This window comes from Alcanivorax sp. (genome assembly GCF_040119285.1).
Lineage (GTDB): Bacteria > Pseudomonadota > Gammaproteobacteria > Pseudomonadales > Alcanivoracaceae > Alcanivorax.
Map to the genome: position 1 here is coordinate 84,607 of NZ_JBEDTY010000039.1, position 12,777 is coordinate 97,383.

Annotated in this window: 14 protein-coding genes; 10 read left to right on the forward strand and 4 right to left on the reverse strand. The window is 55.7% G+C overall.

Translation table 11 applies throughout. The features are described 5' to 3' along the window. The 3 genes from urtC (at position 1) to urtE (ending at position 2,863) form a co-directional block, all read left to right on the forward strand. The gene (gene urtC / locus ABNH10_RS15650) at positions 1 to 1,161 is read left to right on the forward strand and encodes an urea ABC transporter permease subunit UrtC (RefSeq protein WP_349386788.1); all 1,161 of its coding nucleotides are present in this window, start codon (positions 1 to 3) and stop codon (positions 1,159 to 1,161) included. Beyond that, positions 1,158 to 2,003, forward strand: a complete 846-nt coding sequence (urtD, locus tag ABNH10_RS15655; protein WP_011589784.1) for an urea ABC transporter ATP-binding protein UrtD — start codon at positions 1,158 to 1,160, stop codon at positions 2,001 to 2,003. Before urtC ends, urtD begins: the two co-directional genes overlap by 4 nt. A 164-nt stretch (positions 2,004 to 2,167) precedes the next feature. Beyond that, positions 2,168 to 2,863, forward strand: coding sequence for an urea ABC transporter ATP-binding subunit UrtE (gene urtE / locus ABNH10_RS15660; RefSeq protein WP_349386789.1), 696 nt, complete (start codon positions 2,168 to 2,170; stop codon positions 2,861 to 2,863). Between the two features lie 158 nt (positions 2,864 to 3,021). Here urtE and ABNH10_RS15665 read toward each other — a convergent pair whose 3' ends face one another. Beyond that, the gene (locus tag ABNH10_RS15665; protein ID WP_011589786.1) at positions 3,022 to 3,435 is read right to left on the reverse strand and encodes a hypothetical protein; all 414 of its coding nucleotides are present in this window, start codon (positions 3,433 to 3,435) and stop codon (positions 3,022 to 3,024) included. 70 nt (positions 3,436 to 3,505) lie between these two features. Between ABNH10_RS15665 and ABNH10_RS15670 the strand changes: the two genes are divergently transcribed. Then, positions 3,506 to 4,414: a bile acid:sodium symporter family protein gene (locus ABNH10_RS15670; protein WP_349386790.1), complete on the forward strand. Its 909-nt coding sequence runs from the start codon at positions 3,506 to 3,508 to the stop codon at positions 4,412 to 4,414. A 48-nt stretch (positions 4,415 to 4,462) separates the two neighbouring features. On the opposite strand, the gene pdxH is transcribed toward ABNH10_RS15670, so the two are convergent. Further along, on the reverse strand, positions 4,463 to 5,092 hold the full coding sequence (gene pdxH / locus ABNH10_RS15675; RefSeq protein WP_349386791.1) for a pyridoxamine 5'-phosphate oxidase: 630 nt from the start codon (positions 5,090 to 5,092) through the stop codon (positions 4,463 to 4,465). Positions 5,093 to 5,172: 80 nt separating this feature from the next. On the opposite strand from pdxH, the gene ABNH10_RS15680 reads away from it, so the two are divergent. The 4 genes from ABNH10_RS15680 (at position 5,173) to ABNH10_RS15695 (ending at position 8,581) form a co-directional block, all read left to right on the forward strand. After that, entirely contained in the window at positions 5,173 to 5,760 is a 588-nt protein-coding gene (locus tag ABNH10_RS15680) for a gamma-glutamylcyclotransferase (protein ID WP_349386792.1), read from the forward strand. Positions 5,761 to 6,044: 284 nt separating this feature from the next. Beyond that, on the forward strand, positions 6,045 to 6,629 hold the full coding sequence (locus ABNH10_RS15685) for a TetR/AcrR family transcriptional regulator (protein WP_349386793.1): 585 nt from the start codon (positions 6,045 to 6,047) through the stop codon (positions 6,627 to 6,629). Continuing rightward, on the forward strand, positions 6,626 to 7,066 hold the full coding sequence (locus ABNH10_RS15690; protein WP_349386794.1) for a YchJ family protein: 441 nt from the start codon (positions 6,626 to 6,628) through the stop codon (positions 7,064 to 7,066). The genes ABNH10_RS15685 and ABNH10_RS15690 overlap by 4 nt, the downstream gene beginning before the upstream one ends. A 285-nt stretch (positions 7,067 to 7,351) precedes the next feature. Beyond that, on the forward strand, positions 7,352 to 8,581 hold the full coding sequence (locus ABNH10_RS15695) for a saccharopine dehydrogenase family protein (protein WP_349386795.1): 1,230 nt from the start codon (positions 7,352 to 7,354) through the stop codon (positions 8,579 to 8,581). Between the two features lie 629 nt (positions 8,582 to 9,210). Here the strand turns inward: ABNH10_RS15695 and ABNH10_RS15700 are convergent. Together ABNH10_RS15700 and ABNH10_RS15705 are read right to left on the reverse strand one after the other, a co-directional pair. Next, complete coding sequence (locus ABNH10_RS15700; RefSeq protein WP_349386796.1) at positions 9,211 to 9,972, reverse strand: ABC transporter permease; 762 nt, start codon at positions 9,970 to 9,972, stop codon at positions 9,211 to 9,213. Beyond that, a complete protein-coding gene (locus ABNH10_RS15705) occupies positions 9,969 to 10,973 on the reverse strand; it encodes an ABC transporter ATP-binding protein (protein ID WP_349386797.1) in 1,005 nt (334 codons plus the stop codon). Before ABNH10_RS15705 ends, ABNH10_RS15700 begins: the two co-directional genes overlap by 4 nt. A 303-nt stretch (positions 10,974 to 11,276) precedes the next feature. Between ABNH10_RS15705 and ABNH10_RS15710 the strand changes: the two genes are divergently transcribed. Then, positions 11,277 to 11,399 carry a MerR family transcriptional regulator gene (locus ABNH10_RS15710; protein WP_349386798.1) on the forward strand — a complete coding sequence of 41 codons (123 nt, stop codon included), beginning with the start codon at positions 11,277 to 11,279 and terminating at the stop codon, positions 11,397 to 11,399. Between the two features lie 260 nt (positions 11,400 to 11,659). Then, on the forward strand, positions 11,660 to 12,676 hold the full coding sequence (locus tag ABNH10_RS15715) for an isocitrate dehydrogenase (protein WP_349386799.1): 1,017 nt from the start codon (positions 11,660 to 11,662) through the stop codon (positions 12,674 to 12,676). Positions 12,677 to 12,777: the final 101 nt, after the last annotated feature.

The following is a 12,777-nucleotide window of genomic DNA, read 5'->3' on the forward strand; positions in this document are numbered from 1 at the left end:
ATGCGAGATTCAACATTCAAAAGCGCCTTCAGCGACCGCGCAGCAAAAACTTTTATGGGCGTGCTGTTTGGTGCCACCCTGCTGGTGACCATACTCAACCAGCTTTTTCCAGCTGACTCTGCCCTGCATGTAAGCGCCTACACCGTGACGCTGCTTGGCAAATACCTGTGTTACGCGCTGCTGGCGCTGGCGCTGGATCTCGTGTGGGGCTACTGCGGTATCCTCAGCCTGGGCCACGGCGCCTTCTTTGCCTTGGGTGGCTATGCCATGGGCATGTACCTGATGCGCCAGATTGGCGATCGCGGCGTCTACGGCAACCCGGACCTCCCGGACTTCATGGTCTTTTTGAACTGGAGTGAGCTGCCCTGGTATTGGCAGGGTTTTGACCAATTTTGGTTTGCCGCATTGATGATTCTGCTAGTGCCCGGTCTGCTGGCATTCGTATTCGGCTGGCTGGCGTTCCGCTCTAGAGTCACAGGGGTCTACCTGTCCATCATCACCCAGGCGCTGACCTATGCGTTAATGCTGGCGTTCTTCCGTAACGAGTTGGGTTTTGGCGGCAACAACGGGCTCACCGACTTCAAGGATTTGCTCGGCTTTTCCCTGCAATCGGAGACCACTCGCGTGGGCTTGTTGATGGCCACCGCCGTAGCCCTGGCCGGTGCCTTTGTACTGTGCCGCTGGATCACCGGCAGCAAACTGGGCCGCGTGGTACTGGCGGTGCGTGATGCGGAATCCCGAGCGCGCTTTGTGGGTTACCGCACTGAACATTACAAGCTGTGGATTTTCACCCTCAGCGCCATCCTCGCGGGTATCGCCGGGGCGCTGTATGTGCCTCAGGTAGGCATCATTAATCCCGGAGAGTTCTCACCACTGAATTCCATCGAGCTGGTGGTATGGGTGGCCGTTGGCGGTCGCGCCACCCTATACGGCGCGGTTATCGGCGCCATCTTGGTGAACTACGGTAAAACCGTATTCACCGGCATCATGCCCGAAGCCTGGCTGTTCGCCTTGGGTGGCCTGTTTGTAGCCGTTACCGTATTCCTTCCCCATGGATTAGTGGGTTTGGTATCGGAAAATTGGAAAAAAATAAAAGCGCGATTGAATCGAAACAATAAACCATCCGGCTCCGCCAGCCCTGCAGAAGGAGACCTGTCATGAATGCACTGGATAACCTGCGCGAGACTTTTCGCCGTGATCAGGTATTCGATTTCATGCGCCAAGGCACCCGCCCAGTGCTCCCAGGGCAACTGGATTCTGGTACCAGTAAAAATATTCTCTACATGGAAGACATCACCGTCAGCTTTGATGGTTTCAAAGCGATCAATGATTTGACTCTGTATATCAAAACCGGCGAATTACGCTGCATCATCGGCCCCAACGGGGCCGGTAAATCCACCATGATGGATGTGATCACCGGCAAGACCCGTCCGGATAGCGGCACCTGTTTTTTCGGCCAGACCCTGGACCTCACCCGCATGAGTGAAACGGACATTGCCACCGCCGGCATCGGCCGAAAATTCCAGAAGCCCACCGTGTTCCCGGAACACACCGCTTTCGAGAACCTGGAACTGGCCATGCACAGCCCCAAAGGCCCCTGGCATTCTCTTTTCACTCGGCTCAGCGGCGAGCAAACAAACTGGATTGAAGAAACGCTATACACCGTCGGGCTGTTAGGCGAGCGCAACAAGGTGGCTGGGCTGCTGTCTCATGGCCAGAAACAGTGGCTGGAAATCGGCATGGTACTGATGCAAAAACCGCAGCTGCTACTGGTAGACGAACCCATCGCGGGCATGACCCGCCAAGAGGTCGAGCGCACCGGAGAGTTGCTGAAAAGCCTTGCCGGCAAACATTCCGTCGTTGTCGTCGAGCATGACATGGAGTTTATTCGTTCCATCGCCAGCACCGTCACGGTACTTCACCAGGGCAGTGTGCTGGCCGAAGGCACCATGGAGCAGGTACAGAACGATCCGAAGGTGATTGAAGTGTATCTGGGCGAATAAATTCGCAGCTACACATTGCCACACCAGGCAGAGACAGGAATATTTTTTGGTTGCCGGTTTTTTAGACTTTTTTCCTATGCACGGCGAGAAGTCTGGCCGGCTTGAACCGCTCCTTCCCGCGTTGCAGCTTATAGCTTGCTTGCTGCTCTATTCGGAGAATAATCGTGTTACAACTGAAAAACGTCAACCAATACTACGGCCAATCCCACACCCTCTGGGATATGGACCTGGACCTGAAGAAAGGCGAATGCCTGTGTGTCATGGGCCGCAACGGCGTGGGCAAAACAACCCTGCTGAAAACGATTATGGGCTTATTGCCGGTTAAAAGCGGCAGCATTGAATTCAATGGTACCGATTTCGCTAAACTGGCCGCCGAAGAACGAGCCCGAGCGGGCATTGGCTATGTCCCTCAGGGGCGGGAAATTTTCCCTCTGCTAAGCGTGGAAGAAAACCTGGAAACCGGCTTACAGGCCCGACCGGATCGCAGCAAGAAAATTCCAGAGCGTATTTACGAACTCTTCCCGGTGCTGCACGAAATGCGCCATCGTCGCGGTGGCGACTTGTCCGGCGGACAGCAACAACAGCTGGCGATCGGTCGCGCCCTAGCACTGGACCCAACACTGCTCATTCTGGATGAACCCACAGAAGGTATTCAACCCAACATTGTCGACATGATTGGCCGGGTGATCAAAACTCTAAACCAACAAGAAGGGCTCACCGTGCTACTGGTAGAACAGAAGCTTCACTTCGCCCGCGCCACCGCCGATCGCTTCGCCATTATCGACCGGGGCAGTAAAGTAGCAGAGGGGGACATGGGCGAACTGGATGAGACGCTGATCAAGCGTTATTTGACGGTTTAGTCATCAATCCCTTCTGTGCCGTAGAAGCGTCGCTGGTGGCGTGATCACTTATCGCTGATATCGCGCCAGCGATACCCCTTTTACAGTAAAAATTGCCCACCCCATCGTTGCGTTGAGTACAACGGAAACCCACCAGATGACACCGGTTATTATGACGGTTACCCGGAACGGACGGGGATAAACCATTTGGGTTTTATGCGACAAAAATCCCGGCGGCAGTGTTGTTTCAGGGCTTTTTTGGAATCCAGTACATAGGCGTCCCCACCGTCGCGGACAAACACCACCCAATGCCAAAAGGGTGTGCCGTTTTCCCGGTGCCACTTGATCGCCAACAAGGCTCGATCAGGAAGGGCCGCCCAATCCTGAAATGGCTGTTCTTGCGGAGACGCATGTAACCCGTATTCCTCTAATAACCGGCAGACATAACCCGTGTCTGACCACAAACCGGGGTCCTGAGCATAAATCCCCAAAGCATTTGCCCGCCGCTTCGCCTCCCCATAGCTAACACCTGCCAAGGCGGCCACAGCCGCTATACCACAGCCTGAATCCTCTTCTTGAATCACCGCTTTCACAGATTACTCCTGTGCGTCATTTCGTCTGACAGCTTACACTGGCCGCTTTCCCAACGAACAGGCGATCTTCATGCTCAACCGCCTCGCCCAACTATTCCCACTCTGGGCCTTGCTGTTTTCTCTGCTGGCCTATTGGCAGCCACAGTGGCTAGTGGCCGGCAAGGACGCCATCGTGCCACTGCTTATGCTGATTATGTTCGGCATGGGGCTATCATTAAGCTGGGCGGATTTTCAGCGGGTACTGAAATGCCCCGGCGTGATTGGCCTGGGCGTTGCCCTGCAATACAGCCTGATGCCACTGATCGCCTGGGGCATTGGCATCGCACTGCAACTGCCCGAGGAACTATTAGTCGGCCTGATCTTGGTCGGGGCCTGCCCCGGCGGCACCGCCTCCAATGTGATTGCCTATCTGGCACGGGCCAACGTGGCGCTGTCGGTGGCCATCACATTCGCTTCAACCCTGCTAGCGATCATCGCCACCCCCTTGCTGACCTGGCTATACTTGGGCGAGCGCATCCCGGTGCCAGTGAATGGCATGCTACTGTCGCTGGTACAAATCGTCATCGTCCCGGTGGTGGCAGGCTGCGCCTTGAATACGTTTTTCAACCGCCAGCTCACACCAATACGGGATTGTTTCCCGCTGGTGTCCGTGGCCGCCATTGTGGCCGTCATCGGCATTATCGTGGCATTGAATCAGGGGCGTATCGGGGAAGCCGGGCTGGCCGTGTTTGTGGCGGTAGCGCTGCACAACGGACTGGGATTACTGGGTGGGTATGGGGTCGCTCGGCTACTGCGTCTGGACCGGCAAACCGCCCGCACCCTGGCCATTGAAGTGGGCATGCAGAATTCCGGGCTGGGAGTGGCACTGGCCATCAAACATTTCACTCCGCTGGCCGCATTGCCGGGGGCATTATTCAGTGTCTGGCACAATCTGTCCGGGTCATTGCTCGCCACATACTGGCACCGGCGCAAGCCGTAACAATAACAGCGTCGCTGACAGCGCGATTATCTTGCCCTCGGCGAGGCGTTACGGCGCCAGCCGTTCACGCTGCCAACGTCCATCGCTTTGCTTCACGTACCGAAACCGGTCATGCAAGCGGCTGGGCCGGCCATGCCAGAACTGGATTTCGGTGGGGCTAATCCGGTAGCCCCCCCACTGTTCCGGGCGTGGCACTGGCGCCGAAGGAAACTCCTGCTCCAGCCGCACCACCTCTGCTTCCAACCATTCCCGGCTGGCGGGCTGGCTCTGGGGGGAGATAGCGGCGCTCACCTGGCTGGCATAGGGGCGAGAGGCGAAATAACTGTCCGATTCTTCCTGATCCACTTTTTGCGCTTCACCAATCACGATCATCTGGCGGTCAAACGGCTGCCAAAACATGGTGAAGGACACCTTGGGGTTGGATGCAATTTCTTCACCCTTGCGACTGTTGTAGTGGGTAAAGAAGGTAAAACCTTGCTGTTCAATTCCCTTGAGCAGCACCACTCGCGAAGAGGGCTGGCCGTTGGCGTTCACGGTGGCAAGCGTGATGGCATTGGGCAGCGGTAACCCGGCTTCAATCGCTTCATCCACCCAACGACGCGCCTGCTCCAGCGGATCGTCATGGAGGATGGCCTCGGTCAGGCCGTCAGCGTGATATTCTTCGCGCACATCTTTCATGGTTTCCCCGGCTGGCTGTCATACTGAACGGGCAGTATAACTGCCCGCAACCTGCTAGCCACGAACCAGGATCAAGATTAATGCTCGACACCTCCGCCGAAAACCAGCGCCGTCACGCCCTGCATCCGGACCAACCGGTATGGCTGTTTGGTTACGGCTCACTGATCTACAAGGCTGACTTCCCTTTTCTGGCACGCAGACCGGCCTCCATTGATGGCTGGGCCCGGCGATTCTGGCAAGGGTCTCACGATCATCGCGGCACCCCGGATCACCCCGGCCGGGTAGTCACCCTGATCCGCGCCCCCGGTGACCGATGCGCCGGCATGGCCTATCAGGTCACCCCCGATGTATTTCAGCACCTGGATCATCGCGAAAAAAACGGCTACCTGCGCGTCACCACCAGCCTGACGTTCGCCGATGGCCAACAACAACCGGGGCTGGTCTACCTTGCCACAGCGGACAATGCGGCCTTCCTGGGCGAAGCCAGTGAGGAACAGATCGCCCGCCATATTGCCGCCAGCCATGGTCCCAGCGGCAGCAACGCTGACTACCTGCTACAACTGGCCCGCGCCCTGCGCAATCTGTGCGAGAGCGATGCCCATGTGTTTGCTATTGAGGCTTCTCTATTGAACACCGCCATGCCCGCACGCGCAGCCCCAGCAAAATAATCCATGCATCGTGTGCCCGTCAGCCCGAGGCGTGCACGGTTTGCATATTGCTCCCAATAACTACGCCGCGAAGCAATGTGTTTGGCCACCCCCCCCTATAAACACTGGATCTCGAACACCCCAATAGCGTTGCCAGAAACCCTGTTTAGCTGCTTTGTGGCGGTGACGACAATGGGATAATGATCACGAACATTTAAGGAGGCTCCTAGCTAAAAAGACTCCCTGTCTGCTTTGATCAAACAAAACGAACTGCTAGTCTGCTTTACAGTCAGAAGAGGGAATGTATGGCGACTAACGTTCAACGCCGCGCACAGACACGCGGCTGCCTGATTAATGCTGCCCGCCATCTGTTTGCACAACAGGGTTATGCGGATACCCGCACCGAAGCCATTCTCAGCGGTGCCGGCGTCACTCGTGGTGCCATGTACCATCATTTTCGCAACAAGGCAGCACTGTTCGAAGCGGTCTGCGAGGTGCTCAGTCAGGAAGCCATGGCAGCCATAGAGAAAGCGGTAGCCAAGCAACACGGTAGCCTGTCCACCCTTAAGGCAGGCAGCCTGGCCTGGGTGGATTTTATGTCTCGGCACGATGTGCAGCGCATTCTGGTCATTGAGGCCCCGACGGTGCTGGGGCAGTCACGCTGGTACGCGCTGGACAATCGCTACAGCTTCACCTTGTTACGCGAAGGCATACGAGAAGCCATGGCAGATGGCACCCTACAATTTCCCGGCAGCGCCGATGGCTTGGCCACCCTGCTCAATGGCGCCATGAATGCCCTGATCCTGCGGCACGCGGGAGCGGACAACGCCCAGCCGTTGCGCCAAGACTTCCTGGCGTTGCTTGATTGCCTTTCCGGAGAAACATCATGACCGCTTGCCCATGCCAATCCGGCCTAGATTACAGCCAATGTTGCCAACCTCTGCACCAAGGAAAACCTGCGCCATCGCCTCAGGCCTTGATGCGTTCGCGGTTCTGCGCCTTTGCCCTAAACAATACCGCCTACCTGTCCAGCAGCTGGCACCCTAGCCAGCGCCCCGCCACCCTGACGCTCGATACTGACGAACAGTGGCTGGCATTGGAGATTCTTCACTGCGATACCGATGATGACACCGGTACCGTCCATTTCCGCGCGATCAGCAAAAATCGCCAAGGCCTCAGCGTCCTGGAAGAAAATTCCCGTTTTGTTAAGGAAAATGGCCACTGGCTTTACCTGGACGGCACACCCAAATCGAGCGCGTTAAAGCTTGGGAGAAATGATCCCTGCCCGTGCGGTAGCACCAGGAAGTTTAAGAAATGTTGCGGATAAAAAGCTTTTATACGGCTTTACATCCTTTGTAACCCGGGTGGCCAGGCCGACACCCGTCATCCACTGGAATACGCGCGCGCCCAATGGGAGAACACGCCCCGTTATCGGCTTTGTCTGACGCCCTTTGCCCGTCGGCCATGGCCTGAACCGGGTTTTGCACTGCCCGTGTGTTATCTCACTGGTTACGCATTGGCGCTTCGATGGCTTAGGATACCCACACAGCCAGACGTTCTGGCTACGCTGATTTTGTGTTGATCCATTTCGCTGATCCTTCAAGGAGTCCCCATGAGCGATTCACAATTTGATGTGGTGGTCTTCGGAGCTTCCAGCTTCGTTGGCCAAATTCTTTGCCAATACCTCTTTGATACCTACGGGGTCAATGGTGAATTGAAGTGGGCCGCCGCCGGGCGCTCCCAGAACAAACTGGAACAGGTAAAAGCCTCCCTTGGCGACGGCGCCAGCACCCTCCCCCTGATTACCGCCAATGCCAACGACGCCGACAGCCTAGACGCCCTCTGCGCGCAGACCCGCGTAGTGGTTTCAACGGTGGGGCCCTACGCCTTGTATGGCGAGCCCATGATCAAGGCCTGTGTCAACAGCGGTACTGATTACTGCGACCTCACCGGAGAAGCCCAGTGGATAGCGGAAATGCTAGAAAAACACGAAACCACTGCCAAGAAAAATGGCGCACGTATCGTGCACTGCTGCGGATTTGATTCCATCCCCTCTGACATGGGGGTCTACTTTCTCCAGCAGCAATCCCAAGCGCGCTTTAACGCCCCCGCCAGCGTTGTGAACATGCGAGTAAAAGTCGCCAAAGGTGGCGTATCCGGCGGCACCGTCGCTAGCATGATGAATATTGCAGAAGAAGCCGCCAAAGACCCAACGCTGCGCAAGAAATTGGCCGACCCTTACCTGCTCTGCCCCCCGGACCACGGCTTCAAGAGCCGCCAGAGCAGCATCGGCTTGGCTAGCTACGATGAGGATTTCAACGCCTGGGTTGGCCCTTTTGTGATGGATGCCATTAATAGCCGCGTGGTGCATCGCTCCAACGCCTTGAGTGGCAAGGCCTACACCGATCACTTCACCTATAGCGAAGCCATGCTCACCGGCAATGGTATGGGCGGACGTATGAAAGCGCTGGGTATCGGCGTCGGCGTCAGCCTGTTCTTTGCGGCCGCGGCCGTCAAACCCACCCGCTGGGCGCTGAACACGTTTGTGGTGCCGCAACCCGGCGAGGGCCCCAGCCCGGAAGCACAAAAAGCCGGCTTCTATGACATCCGTTTTGTTGGCCACACCGACAACAACGAGACCCTGAAAGTGAAAGTCACCGGCGATGCGGACCCCGGTTACGGCTCTACCCCCAAAATGCTGGGCCAAGCCGCCGCCTGCCTGGCACAGGACGTGGTAGAAGATGCCCCCGGCGGTTTCTGGACAACCGCGTCTCTGCTCGGTGAGCCACTACTCAAACGGCTTCAGGAAAACGCCGGCATGACTTTTACGGTCGTTGACTAGCGGAACCTCCTGACCTGTGACGGCAGTGATCGCCACACCCAACGCCGTGACATCATCAGGGTAAAAACGCACCGTCTTTTCCCTCTTGAGGTTTCCGTAATCGTTTGATTACTGAAACATAATCAAACACGGACAGGCCGGCATCCCCCAAATTAGGGATGCCGGTGGAGATTAATCAATTAACCTTACTGACGTTCTATTTTTCTAGCGCCAAGAGGATAGCTTCCGATTGCGGAAAGGCATTCAACGCTAGCCGGCGCAGTTCACACGCTAGCCATCCATGAGCTTATTCACCTTTCCCCAGGAGGCATCATTTGCGTAACTTTGCACGATCCCAATCGCATAACCTTCAGAGATACAAGCCAGGCACCGTTGTTTGAATTCCCCCAACCCCATGCTCACGGTGGCATCGTAATAACCGGACGCCACATCATAAATGACGATTTCTTCGCAGCTGTCCGAAAAAACGTACTCAATCGAAGCTTGGCTAATTATCTTTTTTGCGTGACAAAGGTAATCACACCCTCCATATCTGTCGCCTACCACCCCTCCGGTTTCACTACGCTCAACCCGAAATACATACCCTCCCTATCAGCACCCTTACTTCTTTCTTCAACATTTCCCCCTTCCTAGCTTTTCAATTTATAACCCGTTTTGAATATCCACCACACCAGCCCCATGCACAATGTCAGGAACAACAGAGTCATGCCCAGACTGACGCCAATGTGTACGTCCGCCACGCCGAAGAAACTGTAACGGAACCCGCTGATCAGATACACCACCGGATTGAACAGGGTGACCGTCTGCCAGACCGGCGGCAGCATATCGATGGAATAGAAACTGCCCCCCAGGAAGGTCAGCGGTGTAATAATCATCAAAGGAATGATCTGTAGCTTCTCAAAGGTATCTGCCCACACACCAATGATAAAACCAAACAAGCTAAAGGTAATCGCCGTCAATAACAGAAAACTGAGCATCAAAAACGGGTGTTGCACCTCGTAATCTACAAACAGCCGGGCAGTCAGCAGAATCAACAGACCGAGAAGCGTGGATTTGGTGGCCGCCGCGCCTACATAGCCAAGTACAATTTCCATATAGGAGACCGGCGCCGACAATACCTCGTAGATGGTGCCGGAAAAAGTAGGCATGTAAATACCGAAGGAGGCATTGGAAATACTCTGCGTCATTAAGGACAACATGATCAGCCCCGGGATAATGAATGCGCCATAACTGACCCCGTCAATGTCCACCATCCGTGAACCAATCGCCGAGCCGAATACCACGAAATACAGGGAAGTGGAAATAACCGGGGAGGCCACGCTTTGCATTAGTGTGCGCCAAGTGCGCGCCATCTCGAATTTGTAGATAGCGCGAACGGAATGAATGTTCATCGGGCATCCCCTTGTGTTTTCCGTGTGTCTTCTTTGGTCTCACTTTCGGCTCCGTTGGCGACAGCGCCACCCGAGGGTTTACCGTTATGGACCAGGTCCACAAAAATATCTTCCAGCGAACTTTGTCGTGAATGCAGGTCTTTGAAATCGATACCCTGCTCATTCAGGTGACGTAGCAATTCGGCAATGCCGGTATTCTCCTGGTTGGCATCGTAGCTATACACCAGTGAGAAGCCTTCATCGACCAACGCCAGTTCCTGCCCTGCCAACACATCCGGCACCGCCGTCAATGGCTCAGCCAGATGTACGATCAACTGTTTGCGGCCTAGCTTCTCCATCAGGCGCGATTTTTCATCTACCAGAATAATTTCACCCTTGCTGATAATGCCCACCCGATCGGCCATCTCCTCGGCCTCTTCAATGTAGTGGGTAGTCAGGATGATAGTGACTCCCTGCTCACGAAGCTGGCGTACCATTTCCCACATTTCCCGCCGTAACTCCACGTCCACACCCGCAGTGGGTTCATCAAGAAACAGGATTTTGGGTTCGTGGGACAGCGCCTTGGCAATCATCACCCGGCGTTTCATGCCACCGGATAACATCATGATCTTGCTGTCTTTCTTGTCCCAAAGCGACAGCGCCTTGAGCACTTTTTCGATGTGGGCATCATTGCGCGGTTTGCCAAAAAGGCCACGACTAAAACTCACTGTTGCCCAAACTGTTTCGAAGGCATCCGTGGAAATTTCCTGAGGCACCAAGCCAATGGCACTCCGTGCGGCACGAAAGTCAGTAATAATGTTATGGCCGTCAGCCAGCACCGTGCCGGAAGAGGGATTCACTATGCCGCAGATGATACTGATCAATGTGGTTTTGCCGGCGCCATTAGGCCCCAGCAGGGCAAAAATCTCACCCGAGTTGATCTCCAGATTTACACCCTTCAGTGCCTGAAAACCGGACTCATAGGTTTTATGCAGCTTATTGACTGCAATCACTGCATTCACGTTGCTTCTCCTTCAAGAGACTTCGCCAGCGCCTGAGGCCGACAATCGTCCCACACTGATTTTTACGGGGAGCCCATTATGCACACCCCACGCCTTTGGGGCACCGATGCACGCAGTGCACTCTCGGCTCCTTTAGCCCGTCACGGCCCAGCCTGCAAGGTATCAGTTCAGGCTCTTGGCACAACAAGTACGTCCTTTCCTGGCCACGTCTTGCCAAATTCACTGCTGTGGTGGCTGAGCGTAAAACCTCAGGCTGTTAGTGACATCAACCAGGGGATGAGCATATTCCACGAGCCTGCGCCTATGACACGTATCACCGCTAACGATCTCAGCAAGACCCTCCCCGTGGCCAACGTTGCTGAACGCAGCAGGGTTGTTCTGTCGGCCCTGCATGTCTACGACACCAAAAGTCTGATCCGAAGCTGACGCACGGGTGCCAATCAGCGGCTTTATCACCGGGGCGTTCTGCGTAAGTCGCCGTCATCACGCAAACAGGCGTACCACTGGGGCAAACAAAATGAACGTTTTTCAGTGATAACACTCTGTCATCTTAGCCTGCGACTTTTGTCGGCATTCATTTTTCTGGCCCGGACGTGGCAACATGGAGCCCCTTTTTCATTACAGGGCCCATGGCCCCACCCCAGGCCCGCCCGCGTAAGCATCATTAACCGCAATCAGGAGGCAGTATGAACGAGAACACCGTAACCGTTATCCCCGGTGATGGCATCGGCCCGGATATCGTGGATTCCACCGTACGGGTATTAGACGCACTGGATTGTGGGCTCAAGTTCGAATACGCCATCGCGGGCCAAACCGCCCTGGATCAAGGGCTGGAACTAGTGCCAGAAGAAACCCTTACTATACTGCGCCGCAACCGCTTGGCCCTGAAGGGCCCCATCACCACGCCAGTGGGTGGCGGCTTTACTTCTGTTAATGTGACCCTGCGCAAGACCTTTGACCTGTTCGCCAATGTGCGCCCCGCCCTGTCCATTCCCGGGGTGAAGTCCCGCTATGACAATGTGGACATTATGACTATCCGGGAAAATATTGAAGGCATCTATTCTGGTTTGGGGCAGACCGTCAGCGACGATGGCGAAACTGCCGAACTGCGCAGCCGCGTCACCCGCACCGAATCCGAGCGCTTACTGCGCTTCGCCTATGAAACGGCCACCAAACAGGGCCGCAAAAAAGTCACCGTGGTGCATAAAGCGAACATCATGAAGTCTACCTCCGGGCTATTTCTGGATGTGGCCCGTAAGGTACGCGAGGACTATCCGAATCTGGAACATGAAGAAATGATCGTGGATGCCTGCGCCATGCAGCTGGCCATGAACCCGCACCGTTTCGATGTGCTGGTCACCACCAATTTGTTTGGCGATATTCTCTCCGACCTATGCGCCGGCCTCATTGGCGGGCTGGGCGTGGCGCCGGGTGCCAACATTGGCGAGCACGGCGGCCTGTTCGAAGCCGTACACGGCAGCGCGCCTGACATCGCCGGCAAGGGTGTGGCCAACCCTACCGCCATTATGCTTGCCGGCGCGATGATGCTGGATTACATGGAACAGCACGACAAGGCAAAAAGACTGCGCCGCACCGTGCGCCATGTGGTCGGCCAGGGCGAAGTTGTCACCCCGGATCTGGGCGGCCGTGCCAGTACCACGGAGTTTACTGACGAGTTGATTCGTCATCTCACTAGCCAGTAGCCATAAAAGAACCACCACGGTTTCCGGAAGAAGCGGCCTTTATCTTCAAGAAGAAGCGGCTTTACGCTGGTAATGACAAATTACAGGCAATAATACCGCTA